This is a genomic window from Nocardia sp. bgisy134 (assembly GCF_057708325.1).
The window spans coordinates 55,680-78,833 of the sequence record NZ_JBYIRW010000027.1 but is presented as its reverse complement, the minus strand read 5'-3'; the positions used below and the strand labels follow the sequence as shown (position 1 = coordinate 78,833).

General features: G+C 70.4%; 19 protein-coding genes. 8 read left to right on the top strand and 11 right to left on the bottom strand.

Annotation, left to right across the window (positions count from 1 at the left end; genetic code table 11):
- Positions 1-287 precede the first annotated feature (287 nt).
- The 6 genes from AC3ERS_RS33545 to AC3ERS_RS33520 are packed head-to-tail and all read right to left on the bottom strand — an operon-like array spanning position 288 to position 6,217.
- Complete coding sequence (locus AC3ERS_RS33545; protein WP_431972175.1) at positions 288-611, bottom strand: avidin-fold protein; 324 nt, start codon at positions 609-611, stop codon at positions 288-290.
- On the bottom strand, positions 608-1,906 hold the full coding sequence (locus AC3ERS_RS33540) for an ATP-grasp domain-containing protein (protein WP_431972174.1): 1,299 nt from the start codon (positions 1,904-1,906) through the stop codon (positions 608-610). Before AC3ERS_RS33540 ends, AC3ERS_RS33545 begins: the two co-directional genes overlap by 4 nt.
- A gap of 16 nt (positions 1,907-1,922) precedes the next feature.
- Positions 1,923-2,966 carry an NAD(P)/FAD-dependent oxidoreductase gene (locus AC3ERS_RS33535; protein ID WP_431972173.1) on the bottom strand — a complete coding sequence of 348 codons (1,044 nt, stop codon included), beginning with the start codon at positions 2,964-2,966 and terminating at the stop codon, positions 1,923-1,925.
- A gap of 1 nt (position 2,967) precedes the next feature.
- On the bottom strand, positions 2,968-4,512 hold the full coding sequence (locus AC3ERS_RS33530) for a class I tRNA ligase family protein (protein WP_431972172.1): 1,545 nt from the start codon (positions 4,510-4,512) through the stop codon (positions 2,968-2,970).
- Positions 4,509-4,925, bottom strand: coding sequence for a cupin domain-containing protein (locus AC3ERS_RS33525; protein ID WP_431972171.1), 417 nt, complete (start codon positions 4,923-4,925; stop codon positions 4,509-4,511). Before AC3ERS_RS33525 ends, AC3ERS_RS33530 begins: the two co-directional genes overlap by 4 nt.
- Complete coding sequence (locus AC3ERS_RS33520; RefSeq protein WP_431972170.1) at positions 4,922-6,217, bottom strand: lysine N(6)-hydroxylase/L-ornithine N(5)-oxygenase family protein; 1,296 nt, start codon at positions 6,215-6,217, stop codon at positions 4,922-4,924. Before AC3ERS_RS33520 ends, AC3ERS_RS33525 begins: the two co-directional genes overlap by 4 nt.
- Before the next feature lie 202 nt (positions 6,218-6,419).
- Between AC3ERS_RS33520 and AC3ERS_RS33515 the strand changes: the two genes are divergently transcribed.
- Positions 6,420-8,024: a peptide ABC transporter substrate-binding protein gene (locus tag AC3ERS_RS33515; protein ID WP_431972169.1), complete on the top strand. Its 1,605-nt coding sequence runs from the start codon at positions 6,420-6,422 to the stop codon at positions 8,022-8,024.
- Positions 8,025-8,098: 74 nt separating this feature from the next.
- Here the strand turns inward: AC3ERS_RS33515 and AC3ERS_RS33510 are convergent, their stop codons facing one another.
- From AC3ERS_RS33510 to AC3ERS_RS33495, 4 genes are all read right to left on the bottom strand, one after another.
- Entirely contained in the window at positions 8,099-8,548 is a 450-nt protein-coding gene (locus tag AC3ERS_RS33510; RefSeq protein WP_431972168.1) for a TIGR03667 family PPOX class F420-dependent oxidoreductase, read from the bottom strand.
- Positions 8,549-8,768: 220 nt separating this feature from the next.
- Positions 8,769-10,139, bottom strand: a complete 1,371-nt coding sequence (locus tag AC3ERS_RS33505) for an MFS transporter (RefSeq protein WP_431972167.1) — start codon at positions 10,137-10,139, stop codon at positions 8,769-8,771.
- 66 nt (positions 10,140-10,205) lie between these two features.
- Positions 10,206-11,036, bottom strand: a complete 831-nt coding sequence (locus AC3ERS_RS33500) for an isocitrate lyase/PEP mutase family protein (RefSeq protein ID WP_431972166.1) — start codon at positions 11,034-11,036, stop codon at positions 10,206-10,208.
- A 130-nt stretch (positions 11,037-11,166) separates the two neighbouring features.
- On the bottom strand, positions 11,167-12,549 hold the full coding sequence (locus AC3ERS_RS33495) for a helix-turn-helix domain-containing protein (RefSeq protein WP_431972165.1): 1,383 nt from the start codon (positions 12,547-12,549) through the stop codon (positions 11,167-11,169).
- Positions 12,550-12,934: 385 nt separating this feature from the next.
- Between AC3ERS_RS33495 and AC3ERS_RS33490 the strand changes: the two genes are divergently transcribed.
- The 3 genes from AC3ERS_RS33490 to AC3ERS_RS33480 all read left to right on the top strand — a co-directional run bounded on the left by AC3ERS_RS33490 (position 12,935) and on the right by AC3ERS_RS33480 (position 15,889).
- Positions 12,935-13,885: a hypothetical protein gene (locus tag AC3ERS_RS33490; RefSeq protein ID WP_431972164.1), complete on the top strand. Its 951-nt coding sequence runs from the start codon at positions 12,935-12,937 to the stop codon at positions 13,883-13,885.
- 91 nt (positions 13,886-13,976) lie between these two features.
- Positions 13,977-15,230: an adenylosuccinate synthetase gene (locus AC3ERS_RS33485; protein ID WP_431972163.1), complete on the top strand. Its 1,254-nt coding sequence runs from the start codon at positions 13,977-13,979 to the stop codon at positions 15,228-15,230.
- Between the two features lie 17 nt (positions 15,231-15,247).
- Entirely contained in the window at positions 15,248-15,889 is a 642-nt protein-coding gene (locus tag AC3ERS_RS33480; RefSeq protein ID WP_431972162.1) for an NUDIX hydrolase, read from the top strand.
- 144 nt (positions 15,890-16,033) lie between these two features.
- Here AC3ERS_RS33480 and AC3ERS_RS33475 read toward each other — a convergent pair whose 3' ends face one another.
- A complete protein-coding gene (locus AC3ERS_RS33475; protein ID WP_431972161.1) occupies positions 16,034-16,366 on the bottom strand; it encodes a YnfA family protein in 333 nt (110 codons plus the stop codon).
- A 137-nt stretch (positions 16,367-16,503) separates the two neighbouring features.
- Between AC3ERS_RS33475 and AC3ERS_RS33470 the strand changes: the two genes are divergently transcribed.
- The 4 genes from AC3ERS_RS33470 (at position 16,504) to AC3ERS_RS33455 (ending at position 23,148) form a co-directional block, all read left to right on the top strand.
- The gene (locus AC3ERS_RS33470; protein WP_431972160.1) at positions 16,504-17,421 is read left to right on the top strand and encodes an alkaline phosphatase family protein; all 918 of its coding nucleotides are present in this window, start codon (positions 16,504-16,506) and stop codon (positions 17,419-17,421) included.
- 352 nt (positions 17,422-17,773) lie between these two features.
- Positions 17,774-20,203: a RelA/SpoT family protein gene (locus tag AC3ERS_RS33465; protein ID WP_431972159.1), complete on the top strand. Its 2,430-nt coding sequence runs from the start codon at positions 17,774-17,776 to the stop codon at positions 20,201-20,203.
- A 324-nt stretch (positions 20,204-20,527) separates the two neighbouring features.
- Positions 20,528-22,165: a cutinase family protein gene (locus AC3ERS_RS33460; protein ID WP_431972158.1), complete on the top strand. Its 1,638-nt coding sequence runs from the start codon at positions 20,528-20,530 to the stop codon at positions 22,163-22,165.
- A gap of 77 nt (positions 22,166-22,242) precedes the next feature.
- Entirely contained in the window at positions 22,243-23,148 is a 906-nt protein-coding gene (locus tag AC3ERS_RS33455; protein WP_431972157.1) for a DUF8176 domain-containing protein, read from the top strand.
- Positions 23,149-23,154: the final 6 nt, after the last annotated feature.

Sequence of the window (23,154 nt, the reverse complement as noted above, 5' to 3'; positions counted from 1 at the left end):
CCCCCCCCCCCCCCCCCCCCCCCCCCCCCCCCCCCCCCCCCCCCCCCCCCCCCCCCCCCCCCCCCCCGCGCCCGAAGGCTGACGCCGTGCGCTATCGGTTCCGCTGCGGGACAGCGCACTTCGTCGATCCGCACCGGACGGTGTGCCTTCTGCCGAATCGGGCGTGAATCGGGCGATCGGGACCGGGCCGGTCTCAGCGCCGGACAATGCCGATGCCAGATCCGTGTCGGAGCGGGCGAACACGGCCGCGTCCCACGATCGCACGCCGAACCGGCGCAACAGCCGGTTCACCGGATCTCCTCCAAGTAGGAGATTCCGCTGCTTCCATTGGGCCCGTAGCGTTCCCACTCCTCGCGCAGCCGCAGCGGTTCGCCGTCGGTCACCTCCGGCTCCGACCGCGTGATGCCTGAGACGATCTCGCCGCCGTGCAGCACCATCGTGTAGGCCAGGCGCAGCACACCGTCGGCGTCGCACAGTCCGTTGAGCGCACCGCGGCGCACCTTGCCGCCCGCGAAGAACGCCCACACCAGATCGCCTTGCTGGTGGTACCGCGCCACCACACCGTCGTCGCTGTCCGGGTTGCGGAACCGGCGGCCGTCGTAGTCGATCATTTGTCGGCGTCCAGCAGTCCGGCGGGCAGGGTGAATCCGGAGCCGGGCGCGAGCGGTTCCAGCGGATCGCCGACCAGTTCGACCGAAGCGGTCGCCGCCTTGAGCAATTCGGAGCAGCGCGGCGCGTCGGCCGCCTCGCACACGACGAACGAGTGCCGGGCGATGTAGCCGCCGGGCGGCAGCCGCAGCTCCGCGCCGGGCTCGACCATCGCGGCCGCGGTGACGAGACCGGGCGCGTGCTCGGGCACCGTCACCGAGCGCACGAGTGTGTCGCGTTCGGGGTAGCCGAATCGGATGCCCGCCGCGGCTTTGCGGGTGGGCTTGGTCGCAGGCCGGTGGCCGGTGGCGACGTCGACCAGCACCTCGCCGGGGTCGATGCCGGTGGCGATCTTGCCGAGGAACGGGATGAGGTCGCCGCCGAGGCGGCCGTTGACCTCGATGATGAGCGGTCCGCGCGAGGTCAGCCGCACCTCGGTGTGCGTGATGCCGTTCTCCACCCCGAGCTCGCGGTGTGCGGCGGCCAGGGTGCCGATCAGGGTCTCGTCCTCCAGCAGCGGGTCGGCCGCGTCGACCAGGTGGCCGAGCTCCTCGAAGTACGGTTCCAATCCGGTTCGCTTGCGCGCCAGGAACATCGGCAGGTACTCGCCCTTGTAGACGGCGGCGTCGATGCTGATCTCCGGTCCCACCGCGAACTCCTCCACGATGGCGGTGCCGCGGAACGGCTCGTCGCCGATGGTGCTGGCGCCGGTGGCGGTGGCGAAGGCGGCGTCGAGTTCGACGCGGTCGGCGGCAAGTACCACGCCCATGCTCGCGCCGAGCGCCTGCGGCTTCACCACCACCGGGTAGCCGATGCGGTCCGCGGCCGCCCGCGCTTGCTCGAGCGTGCCGGTGAGCTCGAACCGGGGCTGGACGAGGCCGGCGTTGGTGAGCACCGAGCGCGTCCGGTTCTTGTCGCGGCAGCCGCGCACGCCGGTGGTGGTGAGCCCGGGCACGCCGAACTCGTCGGCCATGTCGGCGGCGGGCTGGACGAGCGGCTCGTCCCAGCACAGGACGCCGACCACCCGCCTGCGGGCGGCGATCTTGCGCGCCTCGGCGGCAAGGACGGCGTGATCGAAGACGTTGGCGACCACGATCTCGTCGAAATAGGTGTGTTGCCAGGTGGGTTCGATGTTGTTGAGCAGCACCAGGTCCAGGTCGCGGGACCGGGCGCGCGCCGTGACCGAGCGCACCAGGTATTCCCGGTACAGGCGCAGTCCGCTGCCGATCACCAGCAGCACGTCGTTGGTGGGGTTCATGATTGGTCCTTCCGCATCAGGCGGCCGGTCGGGCGGCCGCGAGCTCGACGAGGTGGTCGGCGACCAGCGGGGCGGTGCGGAACCCGTCGCCGCCGGTGGCGGCGCGGGCCACGACCGCTGGTCCCGGCCTGGCGAGGGTGGCGCCGCCGGTCGCGGCGTCGACGGTGTAGTGGCACTGCTTGACCGCGGCGATCCGGTACCGGTCCGCGTCGGCGAGCACTAGGTCTATGTATCGTGTTGCCGCGCCGACGCTTTCGGTGTCCTCGCCGAGGTCGTCGACCGTCCGGCACAGCCGCGAGGAGCTGACCTTGAGCAGGGTGCCCGCCCCGGGCGGCATGAGCCAGCCGGTGCCGTCCGCGCCGATCCGCCCGGCGCTCGGCGCCTGCTCCCACCACGCCGCCAGGTCCGCGGGCGGTCGCAGGTACACGGTGGTCTGCCGGTGCAGCACGGTCGGCGCGTCGACGAGTTCGCCCGTCCACGCCCCGGTCGCCAGCAGCACCAGATCGCCGGTGAGCCTGGTACCGTCGCGCAACCGCAGCCGGGCGGCGTCGGTGTCCACCTCGATCACCTGCCGCCAGGGCAGCAGCGTGACGGTCGGCTGTGCCCGCAGCCAGCGGGCGGCGGCGTGCAGCACTCGTTCGGCGAGCAGCACGCCCGCGTCGGCCTCCAGCAGACCCCAGTGCCCCTCGGGAAACACGAAGTGCGGCAGCGCCTTCGGCTCCACCACCGTCACCGGCAATCCGCTGCGATCGGCCACGTCCACTACGGCGTCGATCGATGCGGCGGGCCAGCCGGTGACCACGCCGATGCGCCGGTAGAAGTGGCCGCCGAGCAGCGCTTGCAGCCGCAGCCAGCGCCGGTGCAGCGCCGCGGCGGCGGCGGTGGCGGCCGGGTCGCCGGGACTCAGCGCCCGCACGGCCCGGTGGTGATCGAACGAACTCGACGCCGGGTTCGGGATCGGGCCCCGATCCACCACCGTGACCCGGTGCCCGGCCCGCGCGCAGCGCACGGCCGCGATCAGGCCGGTGACACCGGCGCCCGCGATGACGACGTCGGTCATGTCACGCTCCGACCGCGGACAGTCGCGGCAGCCGGACCGGTTCGATCACGGTGCGCAGGGCCGCTTCTCGCAGATCGGTCTCCGGCAGCATGTCCGAGCCCGCCAGCGCCGCCTCGGCCAGGTCGACGAGCAGCGGCGCGGCGCAGCGCACCAGCACGTCCACCTGGTGGCAGAAGTCCCCGCCGTCGGTGACCGGCGTGCGGTCCAGCCGGGCCAGCTGCTGGGTGAGCGTTTCGGCGACCCGGTTCAGGCTGAATCCGGGCAGCTCGTAGGCGGCGCGGAACCGTTCGACCATGCGCAGCACGTCGGACCTGCCTCGCTCCGAGATCGGCAAGGCGCCGCGCCACACCCAGTCGTCGGCCTTGGCAGCCACCCGGTTCCACGGCGCGACGAGCCGGGTCTCGGTGAGCGCCGCCAGTTCGTCGTGACTGAAGCTGGTGCGCTGGAACTCCGGGCTGTTGCCCGCGAGGTGGAAGCGGATCAGGTCGCGCGGCACCCGCGCCGCCAGATCGCGGCCCCACACCAGGTGTCCCCGGCTGGTGGAGAATTTCTCGTGACGCAACTCGTAGAACTCGTTGGTGAGGAACAGTTTCGGCAGCGGGTAATCCCCCAGCGCCAGCAGCATGGCCAGCCCGGAGATCCCGAACGGATGAATGTTGTCGATGCCGAGGAAGTAGACGATGCGGGCCGCGGCCTCGGGACGCCACAGCGCGTCCTCCGAATCCGGTTCCATGCCGCGGTTCTCGGCGGCCAGCATGGTGCAGTACATCGTCCACGCGACCGGCTCGGCGTTCGGATTCACCACCTGCCCCGGCAGATCCGGCGCCGGGATGCCCCACGAGATCGGGTAGGTGACCGGGAAGTCCGGCAGCGGCCGGTCCAGCAGTTCGGCCACCACCTGCGCCGCGTGCGGACGCAGCAGCCCGGCGGACGCGGCGAAGTGGGCGCGCAGCCGCTCCCGGTACTCCTCCAGGGGGAGGACGAGCACCTCGACCTCGCGGATCTCCAGCGGCTCCTCCGGGTTCCGCGTGGAACGCGGGTCGAGCAACTCGCCCGCGGTCACCGCGTGCCCGCAGCTCTCGCACAGTCCCGCGCAGCTGTCGGCCAGGCAGACCGGGCAGGTGCCCGCGACGTGCCCGTCCACCAGGTACTCGCCGGTGCTCGGCGCGTACGGGAACGGCATCGGCCGCATGCGCAGTGCGCCTTTGGCGCGCAGTTCCGTCACGACCCTCGCGACGTACGAGGTGAAGCGCCGCTCCCATCCGGTGAAGGCGTCGACGGCGATGCCGAGCGCCGTCAGCGTCGCCTCGACCTCCTTGGCGGAACGTTCGACCAGCGCCTGCGGTTCGAGGCCGAGCCGGTGCGCGGTGGTGGTGACGTAGGTGGAGGTGTCCTGCACGCCGGTGCCGAACAGCACCTCCCGCCCGGTGGCCCGGGCGTAGCGGGTGTAGACGTCGGCGGCGAGGAAGGGGCCCGCGACGTGCCCGAGGTGCAGGTCGCCGTTGGCGGTCGGCGCGGGCGAGATGACCAGGGTGGGACCGTTCACGATGTCACCGAATCTTCCTGCCGCCCGGCCGGATTCGTCTCCTGCGACGATCCGGTCTCGTGTCTGCGCACGAACGCGGCCGACATGTCGGTGTCCCACCAGATGGCGTACCACTCGAAATCGGTGGTCCCGGCGTTGCGCACGTGATGGGTCGTGCCGGGGACGAGGTGGACCAGATCGCCCGCCACGAAGTCGCGCCGCTCGCCGTCCACGTCGAGGACCGCGCGGCCCGTCATGGCGATGAACAGCTCGTACTCGTGATGGGCGTGCGCGGTGGAGACGTCGCCGGGGCGCAGCACGCACCACGCGCCCTCGAACGGCGCGTTGAGCGCGGGCCACGGCAGCAGACGCTCGGAGGCGACGCCGTAGGCCTCGGTCAGGCCGTCTCGGTCGAGGCTGCGGATCTCGATCATGCCGTTCGGCTTTCCGGGAAGGCGCCCGCGGTGACGTGGCGGCGGTCGAGGATGTCGTCGACGATGTCCTGCGAGCGGTGCGCGAGCACGCTGATCAGGGTGTCGGAGATGCCGTGCGTCTGTTCGTTGACGCCCTGCAGATACACCGCGCCCCAGGCGGATTCGCCGAGATCGAGGCGGTAGCGGCGGCTCACGGAGATCTCGTCGAGGCCGAGGCGGTCGGTGAGATCGCGTACCAGCGCGGGCATCTGCTGCTCGTAGCCGGTGCCGAGCAGCACCACGTCGCAGCGCAGCGGCTCGATCTTGCCGCTCTTGAGGTCGCGCAGCTCGAGCACCACCTCGTCGCCGTCCATGCGCGCGCCGGCCACCTCGGTCATCGAGCGGACGGTGGAGCGCTCCTGGCCGAGCATGCGCTGCTGGTAGAGCATGGCGTAGAGCTCGTCGAGGAACGGCGGGGCCAGGCCCGCGTAGTTGGTGAGGTGCACCTCGTCGAGGATGCGGCCGCGCACGTCGGCCTCGGAGTGGTAGAACTCGTCGACGAAGGACGGGAAGAACAGCTCGTTGACGAACTTGCTGGTCTGGTAGTTCTGCAGGCCGATGGAGCGCATGACGATGGTCGGCGCGCTCTGCGGCAGATCGGTGTGCAGCGCCATGAACATCTCCGCGGCGCTCTGCGCGCCGCCGATCACGACCGGACGCAGCGGGCGGTCGGCAGGCAGCTCGGCGACCCGGGTGCAGTACTGGGTGCTGTGAATCACCTTGTCGGCGCGCAGGTTCCGGAAGACCTCGGGAATGTGCGCGTCACGGCCGGTGCCGATGACCAGATCCCGGCAGTCGACGGTGTCGCCGTCGGCGAGCGCGACGGTCCAGCCGACGAGCCTGCCGTCGGCGGTGCGGCGCGGCTCGACCGAGGTGACCTCGGCGTCGTAGCGCACCGAGACCTGCTCCAGCGAATGCGCCACCCACTGCTGATAGTCGGACAGCTCCCACCGGTAGGGGTTGAAGGTCGCCAGGTTGACGAACTCGTCCAGGCGCCTGCGCTCGTACAGGAAGTTCAGGAAGGAGAACCGGCTGCGCGGATTGCGCAGGGTCACCAGGTCTTTGAGGAACGACACCTGACTGCGGGCCCAGGGAAGCAACAGGTTGCGCTGCCATTTCACGTCGGGATGCTGCTCGAGCAGCAGGGTCCGCTGGGCCAGCCGCGGCGCGTCGGATTCCTCGAGCGCGACAGCCAGCGCGAGGTTGGCGGGACCGGCCCCGATGGCCAGGACGTCGACTTCGTGATCGCTCACATTTCCACCTGAGTCTCGATGGTTACCACTTGCTCCGATCCAGTGAATGCGCTGCGCGAGTTGACCGAAACCCGCGCGCCGATCCGCACGACAACCTGTCGACACGGCGGCTGTTTCGCCGATTGGCGCCGCCTGACAGTCGATTGAATGTTTCTGTCGCGCAGCACTGCCGATCAATTCCCAGCTCTGCTGAGCTGGCCAGATGAGCATCTCGACCAGATCACCAGCGCTCCGCGTCGCCGCGGGGATCGTCGCCGTCGCGTCCGCCGCGCTGCTCACCGTCTCCTGCGACAGCTCGCCGAGCGCCGACGCTCCCGGCCGTGGCGTCATCAGCTACAACGGAACCGAACCGGAGAACCCGCTGATTCCCGGCGACGCCACCGAACGCGACAGCGTCAAGATCGTGAACGCGCTGTTCACCGGGCTCGTCGAGTACGACACGGCCACCGCGGTGCCCCGCAATGCGGTGGCCGAATCGATCGCCACCGCCGACTCGCGCGTCTATCTGGTCACCCTCGCGCCGGGCTGGACCTTCCACGACGGAACACCCGTCACCGCACAGAGTTTCGTGGACGCCTGGAACTACACCGCCTACGGGCCGAACAAACTCCAGGGCGCCACGTACCTGTCGCACATCCAGGGCTACGAGGCGCTGCAGAACGGCTCGGCGCAGCAGTTGTCGGGTGTGCGAATCATCGACGACCGCAGGTTCGAGGTCACCCTGACGGCCCCGTTCTCCGCCTTCGCGACCCAGCTCGGCTACGCCGCATTCTTCCCGCTGCCGCGCAGCTTCTTCGCCGACCGTGCCGCGTTCGAGGCGCATCCCGTCGGCAACGGGCCCTTCCGGTTCGTCTCGCACACCCCGGGCGAGAACATCGTCGTGCACCGGTACGACGCCTACGGCGGCGCGCGCAAGCCGCACATCGAGGGCGTCGAATTCCGGTTCTACAAGGCGCTCGAGGACGCCTACGCCGACGTGGTCGCCAATGAATTGGACTACCTCGATTTCGTGCCCGCCGACGCGCTCGCGGGCGGCCGGTACAAAACCGAACTGTCCGGACGGAATCTGTCGCACACCTACTTGGGCGTGCAGTCGATCTCGTTCCCGCTCTACGACAAGCGATACGCCGATCCGCGCTTGCGGCAGGCCATTTCGATGGCCGTCGACCGGAAGTACGTGGTCGACACGGCCTTCGACGGCGACAAGATCCTGGCCGACGGGCTGGTGCCGTCCACCGTGCCCGGCCACGCGGGCGGACAGTGCGGAGAGCTGTGCGAGTACCACCCCGAGCGAGCGCGCGCGTTGTTCGAATCGACCGGCTTCACGGGCCAGATCGAATTGACCTCCAACGACGATTCGGCCAATCAGGTGTGGATGGACGCGGCCTGCGCGACGATCAGCAAAGCGCTCGGCCGGGAATGCCGGTACGCGCCGGTGCCGACGTTCGGCGAATTCCGGACGCTGATCAACGACCGCCGCATGTCGACGATCTTCCGCTCCGGCTGGGTCGCCGACTACCCGTCCATCGAGAACTTCCTCAACCCGATCTTCCGCACCGGCGCCGCGGTGAACGGCACGACGTACACCAACCCGGAGGTCGACGCGCTGCTGGCGGCCGCGGACGCCGCGCCGACCGAGCGCGAGGGATGGGTGCTGTACCAGCAAGCCGAGCGCCGGATCCTGCAGGACATGCCTGCGATTCCGCTGTGGTTCCAGAAGGTGCAGTCCGGCTGGTCGAACCGGACCAGGGACGTGGCCGTCTCGCAGTTGCTGCAACTGGACTTGTTCGCGGTCGAGGTCGACTGACCACGCCGGACACAACGAAAGGCGGCGGCGTTTCCAACGCCGCCGCCTTTTTCTGTACCGGAACGGGGTTCGCGCTAGTCGAGCGCGGAGACGGGGCCGCTGCTGTACAGGCGACGCGGCGTGATGACCAGGGCCGCGGAGAACATCGCGGCGAACTCCGCCGGGGTGCCGAACATCGCGCCGATGCGTTCGGCGTATTTCGCCGCGTAGCGCGGCTCCCGGTCGGCGGGCGGCAGGTCGGGGGCGAGTTCGGCGGTGCCTTCCAGGCGCACGATGTCGCGGCCGATGTCGGTGACGTCGAGGCCGAGGCTCACGTGCGGGTTGGACGCCACGTTGCGCAGCTTCTGCTTGCTCGGCTGGCTGTAGATCAGGATCGTCTCGTCCTCGCGCAGCAGGAACCAGACCGGCACGCTGTCGGGCCTGCCGTCGGGGCGGACAGTCGTCAGCCACGCGATGAGATTGCCGCGCAGCCTGTCTTCGACGTACGTGCGGCGGCCGGCGGGAAGATGGGATGTCAGGTTCATGGGTGCCTTCATCTCGTACGAAAGTGCCTGTTCGGCAGGGGATGTCGTGCGATCTGCGGGTACGAGGCTAACCGAGCGGCGGCGCGACGGCGCGGTGGCACGAGATCCGCCGGGCGTAGGGGAATTCACTGTGAACGCGAAGCATCCGCCGATCGTGTTCTCGATCGGCGGACGCCTCAGCGGTGCGCGGTACGCGCCTCGTGGCGCCGAAGTGCGGCGCTCACGCTCCGGTGCCGGACTTGACGGTGGACACCGCCGTGCCGGACTCGACGGTGGACACCGCGCTGCCGGTCGCCGCGTCGGTGCCGGGTTCCGCATCGGACATTTCCCTGTCCGTTGTGACATCCGGCTTTTCGCTCACCTCAGGCCCGCTCGTATCCGCCGTGTGGTTCTCGCGAATCCCCGCGTACGCGCACCAGGCCGCGAAGAGCCCGAGCGCGCCGCACAGCGGCCAGATCCCGGTGCCGAGGCGATCCCACGCGAGGACGCCCAGCGTGGGGCCGAGCGCCATGCCCAAGCCGAAGGTGGCCTGATGGGTGCCGATGTAGCGGGCTTTCACCGGAGCCGGGAAGGTGGAGGGATACGCGAACATGGTGGGGCCGTTGATCATCACGCCGAGCACGAACACCACCGTCGCCAGCAGGATCGGAGCCGCGCCCTCTCCGGCGAAGGAGTACCCGGCCACGCCGAGGCCCATGATCGCGGTACCCACCGCGCCGACCAGCGGCGCCCGCAGGTGCTTGACGTACGAGGTGATCTTCAGCTCGCACAGGATCAGCACCACCGACGCCGTGACCAGCACCGCGCTGTACAGGCCGGTGGACCGGCCGTCCGCGGTGATGTTCAGCGGCAGCGCGACGGTGTACTGCACGTAGATGATCGAGCCGACCAGCACCGACGCCAGGAACAGGTGGTAGCGCCGGTCACGCAGGATCACGCCGTAGCCGGTGCGCTCGCCCGGCGTCGGCTCCGGCGCGTCCTGCACCGTGGCCACGTTCGGCAGGAGCAGCAGCGCCAGCACCGCGTAGGTGAGGGCGGACGCGGCGTCCAGCCAGAGCAGCAGATTCCAGTCGATCAGGATCACCGCCGCCGCGATGAGCGGCGCCAACGCCGCGCCCGCGTTGAGTGCGATGCGCATCATCGAAAAGCCCATCACCCGATGCTCTTCCGGCATCAGGTCGCCGAGCAGCAGCGCAGCGGCAGGCCGATAGGACTGGGTGACGAGGCCCGCCGCGGCCACCGCGACGAGCAGCGCCGCGAACAGGCCCGGCGTGGCGAGCAGCGGGATCACCGTGAGCAGCGCGGCCGATCCGGTCATCGCGGCGATGATGGTCGAGCGCGGGCCGAGCCGGTGGGTGAGCTCGCCGCCGAGCATGGTCCCGAAGACCGCCCCCGCGCTGTAGGCGGTGAGCGCGAGACCGGCTTGGCCGATGCTGAATTCGCGATGTGTCAGGTAGAGCACCAGGAAGGTCTGCACGAAGGCGCCGAGCTGGTTCACCAGCACGCCGATGAGCAGATAGACGACCGGGCGCGGGGTCTGGCGCAGCGCGGCGAAAACGCCGGTGCGGGAGTCGGTTCTGATTGCGTTCATCGTGAGTCCTTGGTCGCCGGGGCGGCAGGGGATTGCGGAAAGCTCAGCGCAGCAGCGCCGGAAAGCTCAGCGCAGCAGCGCTTCGGCGGCGCCGAAGTCCAGCGCGCCCGCGAGCGCGTCGTAGGTGCCGGTGTCGAGCAGCTCGCGGGCGGCGGCCGCGGCCCGGCCGTAGGCGGCCTGGGCCAGCGCGGGGCCGAGGCTGACCCGGCGCACACCGGCGGCGGCCAGTTCCGGCACGCTGGGCGCGCCGGGACCGGTCATCACGTTCACCGGAAGCGGCGACTTGCCCGCCAGATCGGTGAGCGTCGGCAGGTCGAGCAGGCCAGGGACGAACAGGCTGTCCGCGCCCGCCTCGGCGTAGTCGACGGCCCTGGCCAGCACGTCGTCGAAACGGTCCTCGGGTGCGCCGACACCGAACAGGTAGACGTCGGTGCGCGCGTTGATCACCAGTTCCGGCAGGTCCGCCTCGGCGGCCGCGGCGCGGGCGGCGCGCAGCCGATCGCGCTGCGCCGCGCGGTCGAACAGCGGTCCGCCGGGCGCGGTGGAATCCTCCAGATTGACGCCGACCGCGCCTGCGCCGATCACGGCGGCGACGGTGGCCGCGACGTCCTCCGGCGCGGGGCCGTAGCCGCCCTCCACGTCGGCGGTGACCGGCACGTCGACGGCCGCGACGATGCGCGCCACCTGGGCGACGGCCTCTTCCCTGGTCAGCCGCTGGCCGTCGGTGCGGCCGAGCGCCCAGGACACGGCCGCACTGGTGGTGGCGATCGCCTCGGCGCCTGCCTGCGCGATCACCGCCGCGCTGATCGGGTCCCAGGCGTTGGGCAGCACGAAAGTGCCCGTCGCGTGCAGGTTTCGAAACGCGTCGGCCCGGCTCTGCTGGTTGTCGTCGGCCACGTCGGCTCCTCCTGAGTCGTTGATCCTGATCTGTTCGAACTCGACGAACCTAACCCCGGAACCGGCCGTATTCGCCCTGCTCACGGCTACCGCGGACAAACGAACGCCAAAGCCGGACAACGTGACCGGTTCAGCGCGCGAGACCTTCCTCGAAACCGATGGCCGCGCGTAGTGGGTCGGTGTCCAGCTCGTCGGCTTGGCGTCGCAGCGCGAACCGGTCGGCCTCCTGGGCGACGAGCTGGCCGAACAACGGCGACATCACGTACCGCTCCGGATCCGGAACCCGGTGCAGCAGACCGCCGTCGATGAGGCTGTCCATCGCGTACTCGGCCGACTCGATCGAGATGTGCAGCGAGCGAGCCAAGGTCGCGGGCGCCACCTCGTCGGCGCCGCCTGCCAGCATGTGCAGCACGTGCTTGGCCAGCGGCGGACGCGACAGATAGGCGGGCAGCACCGCGTCGGCCAGGCTCACGTCGCCGATCCGCAGCCAGTTCGACACGGTCACCCCTTCGGCGAGACGCGCCGCGATCTCGGTCAGCCGCCGCCCCGGCTGCGCGGCGATCTTGCGGCCCGCGATGGTGAGCGCCAGCGGCAGTCGCCCGCAGAACTCGGCGATGCGCAGCGCCGACGCGGGCTCCGCGCCGACCCGCTCGCCGCCGATGAGCAGGCGCAGCAGATCGACCGACTCGGCCTGCGCGAGCGGGCCGAGCGCGACGCGGCGCACCCCGTCCAGACCGAGCAGCCGCGAGCGGCTGGTCACCACGATCTGGCTGTTCAGCGAGCGCGCGAGCAGCGGACGGACCTGCGGTTCGTCGCGAACGTTGTCGAGCAGCACGATGACCCGCCGTTCGGCGAGCATCGAGCGATACAGCCCGATGCGGTGCATGTCGTCGGCGGGCACCTGCTCGGGCGGTACGCCGAGCGCGCGCAGGAAACCGGCCATGACCTCCAGCGGAGCGGCTTCGTCGCCGCGGCGGGCGGCCATGTCGGCGAACAGCTGCCCGTCGGGGAACTGTTCGGCGAGCCGGTGCGCGAACCGGAGCGCGAACGCGGTCTTGCCGACGCCGACCGGCCCGCGCACGACCACCGGGACCCGCGAGTCCGCGATGCCGGCTGTGGCCGCCCGTGTGTCGTCGAATTCGGCTACTCTGCCCACGAAATCGTGCGGGCCGATGGGGAGCTGGACCGGGCGGGGCGGTCCGGAGTCGGCCGCCTCGTCCACCACGATCGGCAGCGGCTCGGTGGGCGCGCCGTCCCCGCGCGCCTCGCGCCAGCGGCGCTCCCACTCCGCGGGGTCGCCACCGCAGGCGCGCACGAACGCCAGCGCCACCGGCAGCGTCGGCAGCCGATGGCCGCCCGCGGCGTCCGACAGCACCGAGGGGGAGTAGAGGGCCGCGCTCGCCAGCTGCCGATAGGACGGATTGCCCGCCGCGGCCCGCAGTTTGCGCAGATCTCCGGCGAACGCGGCGACCGGCCCCGACCGGACATCGATCGGTTTCTCTCGTCTCCCCATCGGTGCTCCACTCCCTGAAATGCGTTGCGGCACACTTGCCCCTGTACCGCAGCCTTAGCAGCCGACAACTTCGTCGGCTCCCCCCATGACGCGCACCGCCTAGCGAGCACCGGCCTCGGCGGTTTTACCCCTGATTACGACCGCACTTCCGGGGAGCTCCGCACCGCGCGTCCGGCGAGTCCGAATTTCCCGTTCCGCGATGGTCCATCCGAAGTGTGAACGGCCAGCGTCTCTATGGCATGCAATAGGCGACGTGCCGCCTAAGCCTGAATCGTGCTGTGTGCCTTGGGTATTAACACGTGGACCGGCATCGATTGGATCAGTGCCCTTGACCGCTCAAGTTTTAGTCGAATACACTAAAACTACTTCACGAGAGGAGCGGCCCATGGGATACGGACGCTGGGACGACACCGCCTACCGGGCGGCCAAGACCTATCGCGCCAGCCGGGGGATCGACGACTTCGGCTACACCGCCGAGATGCGCGCGCAGCCTTACACGAGCTGGCGCGCGCACCCCGCGCTCGACCCGCTGGGGGTCGGCACGCGGGAATGCCGGGACTCCGACGAGCACGGGAACTCGCTGCCCATCGCGGTGTTGTTCGATGTGACCGGCTCGATGGGGCAGGTGCCGATCATCATGCAGGACAAGCTCGGCAAGCTGCACGGACTGCTGCAGCGCAAGAAGTACGCGGACGACCCGCAGATTCTGTTCGGCGCGGTCGGCGACGCCGACACCGATCGGGTGCCGCTGCAGGTCGGGCAGTTCGAATCCGACAACCGGATGGACGAGCAGTTGCGCAACATCCTGCTCGAGGGCGGCGGTGGCGGTCAGAAGTCCGAAAGCTACGAGCTGGCGGCCTATTTCCTGGCCACCCACGTCGTCACCGACGCGTGGGAGAAGCGGCGCAAGCGCGGGTACCTGTTCTTCATCGGCGACGAGCTGAACAAGCCGCGACTGGCCTCGCGGCACATCCGCGCGGTCATCGGCGACCACGTGCGCAGCGATATCGCGGTCGACTCGATCTACCGCGAGCTGGCCGAGAAGTGGCACGTGCACTACATCCTGCCGAACCAGTCCAGCTACTACGACGATCCTGAGATCGCCGAGCACTGGCGCGGGCTGCTCGGGCAGAACTTCCTGAAGCTCGACGATCCCGCCGCGGTGTGTGAACTCATCGCGCTCACCATCGGGCTCGCGGAGGGGCGGGTCGACATCGACACGGGTCTGGCGGACCTGCGCGACGTCGGGTCGGGCGCGGAAGTGGATTCGGTCGGCAAGGCGCTGGGCGCGCACGCCCGTTCCGCCATGCGTGCGCTGCCGGGCGGGTCGCGCTGAGTCGGCCGCGCCGAGTGGGGCGCGTCGCACCGTCGCGGGGTCGGTGCGGTGCGCTTCCCGGTGGTGGCACTGAAAGGAAAGGCAGGACGGGATGACCGGCTCGCATCTGATCGTGGTCGACCTCGGCTTCGGCGACGCGGGGAAGGGCGCGACGGTGGACTGGTTGTGCGCACCGGAGGCGGGCCTGGACGTGTCGGCCGTCGTCCGCTTCAACGGCGGTGCGCAAGCCGCGCACAACGTGATCGCCGACGGGCGGCACCACACATTCGCGCAGTTCGGGTCCGGCACGTTCTCCGGGGTGCCGACCTTGCTGTCGCGGCACATGCTGGTGGAACCGATCGCGCTGGCGGGGGAGGCACGGCGGCTGGACGCGCTCGGCGTCCGGGAGCCACTGTCGCTGTTGCGGATCGAGGGTGGCGCGCTGCTGACCACGCCGATCCACATCGCGGCCAACCGCGCCCGCGAGGACGCGCGCGGCGCGGCGCGGCACGGGTCGTGTGGCCGTGGCATCGGCGAAACCGCCAGGTACGCACTCGAATACGACGCACCGACGGTCGCCGACTGCCGCGCCCCCGCGGTCCTGCGCGCCAAGCTGCACGCGCTGGCCGCCCACTACGCTCCGCTGATCGCGCCGAGCGCGCACCGTTACGAGCCGATCGACGACATGGTCGACATGTACCGGGAGTTCGCGGCCGCGGTGCGCGTCGTGGACGGGACCTATCTGGCGCGGGCGGCCCGGCGCGGCCGACTCGTCTTCGAGGGCGCGCAGGGCGTGCTGCTCGACGAGTGGCGCGGATTCCACCCGCACACCACCTGGTCCACCGTCGAGCCGCGCAACGCGCGGGAAATGCTGGCGGGCATCGGTCACTCCGGTCACACCCTCGGCGTCACACGGACCTATCAGACCAGGCACGGCGCGGGCCCGCTGCCGACCCAGGACCACGGACTCGATATTCCCGAGCCGCACAACACCTTCGGCGAGTACCAGGGCGCGTTCCGCCTGGGCCACCTCGACGCGGTGCTGCTGCGTTACGCCGTCGCGGCGTGCGGCGGGATCGACGGTCTGGTGGTGAACCACCTCGACGCGGCGGGAACCGGCCGGGCCGCAACGGGTTACCGCACGCGGGCCGGTGTCGTCCGGGAGCTCCCGCTCGGGCCGTGGCGCGATCTCGACCATCAGAGCAGGCTCACCGAGTTGCTGGCCACCGCCGAGCCGCTGCTCGAAGAACTCCCCGACGACCGGCTGTCCTGGCTCGAGCGGACGCTCGGCGCACCCGTCGTCCTCGGCGCGGACGGACCCGCCCGCGCCGACCGAACCCCGCGCTCGATGGCGGCCGCCGCCTGAGGGCAGGATGGTTCGGCGTGGAGCAATCCGTTGTGTCGGTCGATGTGGTGACGCTCCGGTTCTGGCCCGAGGACGCCGGGGTCACGATCGGAATCGCGCCGCGCGGCCACGAACCGTTCACCGGTGAACTCGCGCTGCCCGGCGTGCTGCTCGGCCGCGGCGAGCGTCTCGTCGCGGCCGCCCGCCGAGCGGTGCACACCAAGCTCGGCGTCCCCGAGGCCGCGATCGGGGCCGTCGGACAGCTCGTCACCTTCGACGAACCGCATCGCGACCCGCGCGGACCCACTCTGTCCATCGCCATGTGGGCAGTGGTCGGCCCGCACGAAGGCCACGCTCGGTGGGTGCCCTTCGACGGCGCACCCGCCCTGGCGTTCGACCACAACCGCATCGTCGAAGCGTCCCGCGCGGTCCTGGCCAGGCTGCTCTGGAAAGACGGGATCTTCACCCGCGCCCTGCTCGGCGCCGAATTTCCCGCCACCCGAGCTGTCGAGCTCAGCGCCTCCCTGCTCGGCGCCCGCCCCGACCCGGCCAACCTCAACCGAACTCTCGCCGCCCTCCCCGGCCTGGAACGCACCACCGAACGCCGCCGCACCAAGTCCACCGGCCGCCCCGCCACCGTATGGGCGTTCACCGCACCGGACCACGCCACCGCCGAATAGCGCTGCGTCCGAACGGGTTACCTGCGGACGAAGTGCCCTGGTTCGGCGCGCGGGAATGGGCGGGAGCTCCCACGCTCGACGAGGCCGGGGTCGCCGTGCTCTGCGCGCGGCCGGCCACGCATTTCGCGGCCGTGTGAGCGGTGGTCAGGTGCGCGGGGCGTACATGATCACCGCGACGCCGACCAGGCAGATGGCCGCGCCGAGGTAGTCCCAGCGGTCGGGGCGGAACTTGTCGACGACCATGCCCCAGGCCAGCGAGCCCGCGACGAAGATTCCGCCGTAGGCGGCCAGGATGCGGCCGAAATGCGGATCGGGCTGGAAGGTGGCCACGAATCCGTAGGCGCCGAGGGCGAGCACGCCCGCCGCGATCCACAGCACGCCGCGGTGCTCGCGCCAGCCTTGCCACACCAGCCAGGCGCCGCCGATCTCGGCGAGCGCGGCCAGGGCGAAAAGCAGCAGGGAGCGAGCGACCGTCATGCCCGGGAACCTACCGGTCGCGCGGCGTTCGGCCGCAGTTCAGCGAGACGACTTGCGCCGGGGCGAGCGATGAAAGCTCGATGAACAGACCGGGAAAGGGCTGGCAGGTCCCGTGCCGCGGCCGTCATCGTCACGGTATGCGGAGACGGACGCTGTTGCGTGCCACGGCTCTCGTGGCGGCCTCCTCGATCCCTGGCGCGGTCACCGCCACCGCCGCCACCGCTTCGGCCAAGGTCCTGGTGATAGGGATCGACGGCGCGATGTACGCCAAGATCCACCAGGTCGGCGCGCCGAACCTACTGCGCTTGGCCGCGGCGGGCACACTGTCGCAGACCTCGCTCGTGCCGCACATCAGCCTGTCCGGCCCCTCGTGGGCGACTGCGCTGACCGGCGTCTGGGACCGCAAGCACGGCGTCACCCACAACGACTTCGATCCCGCACCGTTCGACCGCTACCCCACGGTGTTCACCCTGCTCGAGCGCGCGGGCCGCCGCACCGCCGCGGTCGCGACCTGGTCGAAGATCGCCACCATCGCGGGCAGCGGCGCGCCGCACGCCGGCCGGATCGCCGTCACCGCCCCCGTGCCGGACGATCCGGACGAGGCGAAGACCGACGCCGCCACTGCCGACGCGGCGATCGCCGCCCTCACCGGCGACGCCCCCGACTTCCTGTTCGTCCACCTCGACCAGGTGGATTTCGCCGGTCACCGGCACGGCGCGGCCTCGCGGGCCTACCTGGACGCCACCACCAGGGTGGACCGAGAGGTCGGTCGCATCGTCGCGGCCGTGGACGCGCGCGCGGGCGAAGGCTGGACCGTGCTCGTCACCACCGACCACGGCCACCTCCCCAGGGGCGGTCACGGCGGCCAGACCCGTGACGAGACCGCCACCTTCGTCATCGCCCGCGGCCCCGATTTCGACCGCGGCGTGACCGACGCCCACTACGCCCTCGTCGACATCACCCCGACCGCCCTCGATCTCCTCGGCGTACCGATACCGCGCGGTCTCGACGGCGGTTCGATGCGAGCCCGTCCCGCCACCGCCCGCGAGTGGTGACGGTCCGCTGCCGCGCCCCGGTGGTGGTGGCGGTCCGCTCCCGCGCCCCGGTGGCGGTCCGCTCCCGCGCCCCGGGGATGGTCTGCTCCCGCGCCCCGGGGATGGTCCGCTTCGCGCCCCGGGGACGGTGGGCAAATCCGTTCTCCCCCGGGCAGGTTGGGTTCGGATGATTCGGCCGCCCAGGGGGCCGCGATCGGTTCGGAAAGTCCGATCGCAGCGTTCGAAATCGGGCAGCTTCCGGACGCGGCGTCTGCGGATCGGACGATGCGCCGGGCCGGGGACTAAAGTTGTGGTCTGGGCGGTTGCAGCGGTCGGATAGGGTGGTCCGACCGCGGCGTGGAGAGGTGGTGGCATGACTCAGCATCTGGGCGAGGCGAATGTCGAGCAATCGGCGGCATCTGCCCCGCAGTCGAATGGTGCGGGGCCGGCCCCCGCAAGCCCGTCGCCCGCCCGGCCGACCCCCAACGATGTGCCCCAGCGGCAGCCCAGCGCGCCGCAGCGGCAACCGGGCACCACCGCCGCCGTTCCCACCTCCGCCTCGCGGCGGGTGCGTGCACGGCTGGCCCGCCGGATGACCGGTCAGCGTGGCATCGCCGCCGTCAAGCCGGTGCTCGAGCCACTCGCCACGGTGCACCGCGAGCTGTACCCGAAGGCGAACCTCACCCTGCTCCAGCGGGCCTTCGACGTCGCCGACGAGCGCCACGCGCACCAGTTCCGCAAGTCGGGCGATCCGTACATCACCCACCCGCTTGCCGTCGCCAACATCCTGGCCGAACTCGGCATGGACACCACCACGCTGGTCGCGGCCCTGCTGCACGACACCGTCGAGGACACCGGCTACTCGCTCGAGCAGTTGACCGCCGATTTCGGCTCCGAGGTCGCGCACCTGGTGGACGGCGTCACCAAACTGGACAAGGTCAACCTCGGCGCGGCCGCCGAGGCCGAGACGATCCGCAAGATGATCATCGCCATGGCGCGCGACCCGCGCGTGCTGGTGATCAAGGTGGCCGACCGCCTGCACAACATGCGCACCATGCGTTTCCTGCCGCCGGAGAAGCAGGCGAAGAAGGCCAAGGAAACGCTCGAGGTGATCGCCCCGCTGGCGCACCGCCTCGGCATGGCCACCGTGAAATGGGAGCTGGAGGACCTCGCCTTCGCGATCCTGCACCCCAAGAAGTACGACGAGATCGTGCGCCTCGTCGCCGATCGCGCGCCCTCGCGCGACACCTACCTGGCGAAGGTGCGCGCGGAGATCGTCAACACCCTGGCCGCCTCGCGGATCAACGCGATTGTGGAGGGCAGACCCAAGCACTACTGGTCGATCTACCAGAAGATGATCGTCAAGGGTAAGGACTTCGACGACATCCACGACCTGGTCGGCATCCGCATCCTGTGCGACGAGGTCCGTGACTGCTACGCGGCGGTCGGCGTGGTGCACTCGCTGTGGCAGCCGATGGCGGGCCGGTTCAAGGACTACATCGCCCAGCCGCGCTACGGCGTCTACCAGTCGCTGCACACCACCGTGGTCGGCCCGGACGGCAAGCCGCTGGAGGTGCAGATCCGCACCCAGGACATGCACCGCACCGCCGAGTTCGGCATCGCCGCGCACTGGCGCTACAAGGAGACCAGGGGCAAGCACTCCGGTGACGCCGCCGAGGTCGACGACATGGCCTGGATGCGCCAGCTGCTCGACTGGCAGCGCGAGGCCGCGGACCCCGCGGAGTTCCTGGAGTCGCTGCGCTTCGACCTGAAGTCGCCGGAGATCTTCGTGTTCACCCCGAAGGGCGACGTGATCACGTTGCCGCAGAAGTCGACTCCGGTCGACTTCGCGTACGCGGTGCACACCGAGGTCGGCCACCGCTGCATCGGCGCGCGCGTCAACGGACGCCTCGTCGCGCTGGAGCGTCAGCTCGAAAACGGTGAAGTGGTCGAGGTTTTCACCTCCAAGGCGCAGAACGCCGGACCCAGCAGGGACTGGCAGAACTTCGTGGTCTCCCCGCGCGCCAAGGCCAAGATCCGGCAGTGGTTCGCCAAGGAACGCCGCGAGGAGGCCCTGGAGAGCGGCAAGGAGCAGATCTCCAAGGAGGTCCGCCGCGTCGGGCTGCCGCTGCAGCGGCTGATGAGCGTGGACGCGATGACAGCCGTCGCGCACGAACTGCACTACACCGACATCTCCACCCTCTACACCGCGGTCGGCGAGCACCAGGTCTCCGCGCACCATGTCGTGCAGCGGCTCATGGCCCAGCTCGGCGGCATCGGCGACGTGGAGAACGAACTCGCCGAGCGCTCGACGCCGTCCACCACGCCGAGCCGCCAGCGCGTCACCGGCGATGCGGGCGTGCTGATTCCCGGTGCGCCGGGCACCGTGGCCAAGCTGGCCAAGTGCTGCACCCCGGTGCCGGGCGACGAGATCATGGGCTTCGTGACCCGCGGCGGCGCGGTGAGCGTGCACCGGACGGACTGCACCAACGCCGGTTCGCTGCGCGATCAGGCCGAGCGGATCATCGACGTGCAGTGGGCGCCCTCGCCCTCCTCGGTGTTCCTGGTCGCCATCCAGATCGAGGCGCTCGACCGCACCCGGTTGCTCTCGGATGTCACCAAGGTGCTCGCGGACGAGAAGGTCAACATCCTGTCCGCCTCGGTGGCCACGCACGGCGACCGGGTGGCGATCAGCAAGTTCACCTTCGAGATGGGCGATCCGAAGCATCTGGGCCACTTGCTGAACGTGGTTCGCAACGTGGAGGGCGTCTACGACGTCTACCGCGTGACCTCGGCCGCCTGATCGATTCGCCCGCCGCCGGGATGCCGGGCGAATCACCTTGTCTCCCAGCAGGTTTGCTGGCTGTCTCGAAATGTTTGCTCGGCCACGGGGCGGTTCGGCCGACCGTGTCGAGCCCAATTGTCGCCCGCCGGTAGCGGTCTCGCGGAGGTCGTCGGAAACTTGCCACGCGAAGTTCCGCGCCGCGCCGGTGTGAATGATGTATGCTTCGGCGTTTTGCGAAAAATTTTCGCTGTTGCGGCAGTAATAGCCGGAATCTGTTACGGTCTATTGCGTTTCATGGCGTTGAGGGTAACTGCGGCAACACGGGATTGATTGCGGATCGCTATGACTGATTACACGGCAAGACTCTCGGGGCTGGTGGTCGCGACCATCGTTGCCGTCGCCGTCGCGACGGCGAGCCCCGCGCTCGCCGATCCGCCGAATGCCGCAGCGCCCTCGACCGATCTGGCCCTCGACGACTGTCCTGCGCTGTACGCGTTGGGCGTTCAGGGCACGGGGGAGTCCTCTCCGGACGCCGCGCCCACCACCGACACCGGCATGCTCTCGACGGTCTTCCTGCCGTTGCTGGCCAATGCGCCGCAACCCGGGCTGGTCGATCGTGCTTACGTGCCATACGAATCCGGCTTCGGCGGCTTCGTCAACGGCGGCCCGGCCCCCTATCTCGAGTCGGTGCAAGGAGGCTTGACGCGACTACGGGACATGGCCGCGCAGGTGGCCCAGCGGTGCGCCGACACGCGGCTCGCGATCGTCGGCTACTCCCAGGGTGCGCACGTCGCCTCGGTTTTCGCGCAGGAGGTCGGGCAGGGGCGCGGGGTGGTCGCCGCCGACCGGATCGCCGCCGTCGCGCTGTTCGCCGACCCGACCCGCAATCCCGGCGCGCCGCTGTTCCCCGGCTCGCCGGGCAAACAGACGCCGGATCCCGCACCGGGCACGGCGGGCGCCGAGATCGCGGCCATCGCCGCGCTGCCGCAGACGCCCGCGGGCGGCGGCGGTATCGGCCCGCAACGGGACCAGGCGGCCGACTTCGCGGCGCTCACCGGCCGGGTGGCGAGCTTCTGTGCCGCAGGCGATCTCGCCTGCGACGCGCCGCAGGGGGCGCCGATCCTGAAGGCGGTGGCCTCGGTGGCGGGCCAGGCGAAGCTGAGCGGCGGCGACCCCATCGCCTCGCTGGTCTCCATCGCCCAAGCGCTCGCCTTCACCTCCATCAAGACCGCGACCAAGGTCGTCGACGAGGATGTGCAGGGCACCTCGCTGGCGAATCTGTCACTCTCCCCGAAGAAGTCGATCTCGCAGCGGATCGCCGACGCCTCCGATCCGCGCACGCCGCTGGATCTGAACGGCGCGCTGCGCGCCGTGCTGAAGGTCGGCTCGATCGGACTCAACGCGGTCGCCACCGTCGCGAGAGCGGTGATCGGTCCGGCCGCGATCTCCGAGCTGGCGACCGCGGGACTGTCCAATCCGGCGGCCGGTCTGCTGCTGCTCGGCGCCAAGTTGCTCGGCGCCATTCCACAATTGATCCCGCCGACGACCGTCTCGCGATTGGTCACCCAGGCGTTCGACGCGGTCGTGCAGAACATCACCGACAACAGCGAACTGCTGAACGTCACCACCTGGGTACGGTATTGGGACACCGTGCAGCGACACGGCGCGTACAGCACCGCGGCGGTGGCCGCCAACGGCGACGCGCCCACGCGCTTCGTGGCCGACTGGTTCGCCGCACTGGCCCGTGACCTGGCCGATCGCTTCGGCGCGGGCGCCGAGCCGCGGGGTGGGGCCGACAAGCCGCCCGCCGGATTCTTCGGCCACGGCACCGGCGCGTCGGCTACGCCGAATTCGTCCGGTACGGGACAATTTCCGTTCGGGACAGGAGCCGATGGCGCCTCATCCGGCGGCGCGACCTCGATTCCGCCCACCGAGCGACCCGGTGCCGCCACCAACAGCTACCCGTTCTCCACGAACTGATCGCCGAGAGGTCCGACGATGCGATACCACGTGCCTGGCTCTGCGGGATTGGGGGAATGTTGAAGTCGTACAAAAACTTGTCCCGATGGTACGACGCGCTCGAGCCCGACAATGGGTCACCCGCCCCGGCACAGCAGGACGACGCGAGCCTCGACGCGACCGAGGACGACGGACCGGCCCGGTATCCGCACTACATTCGCGAGGAAGAGGACCCGGAGGAGGCGCGCGCCCGAAACGAGGTTCCCGCGGACCTGGCGTCGCGGCGCGCCGAGTTCACCGGCGGCTGGTCGGATTGGGTCGCCGACCGCGCACCGGGGCCCGACGACGACTACGCCCCGCGCGACGGCGATCTCGTTCGCTTCCCCTGGCCCGAGGACGACGACTACGACGACGAGCCCTCGCCGCCGGTCCGTCAGTTGCCGCGCGCGCTGCGCGACCACCCCGCCTCGCGCCGGGGTCGCGTGGTCGTGGTGTTGATCGTTGCGGTGTTGTTGCTGGTTTTCGTAGCCGCGGGCGCGCTCTACCTGTTGCGGTCCTCGGGCAACCGCGCCGCCATCGCGCCGACGACCCCGCCGATGCAGTTCACCGCGGGCAGCGCTCAGGCGGGCATCACCTCGGGCTGCCCGACCGAGCGCGCCGACCGGCTGATCCGCAGCGCGGCGCCGGGCAGCACGGCCAGCGGCCCGGACGTGGTGCTGGCCTTCCAGTACGCCTACTACGTGGAGCGATCCGGCGAGCGGGCGCGGGCATTCGTCGCGCCGGACGCGAACATCTCCGCCGCCCCGACGATCCAGCGCGGGATCGACAGCGTGCCCGAGGGCACCACGCATTGCGTGCGCATCGTCACGGTGGCCGACAACATGTATTCGGTAGAGGTCACCGAGTATCGGCCGGGCGGAGCGCCGGCCACGTACAACAAGCAGACGGTCACCACCGCGGTGATCGGCGGCCGCACCCTGATCATGGGTATCGCGGCCGGATGAAGGAGA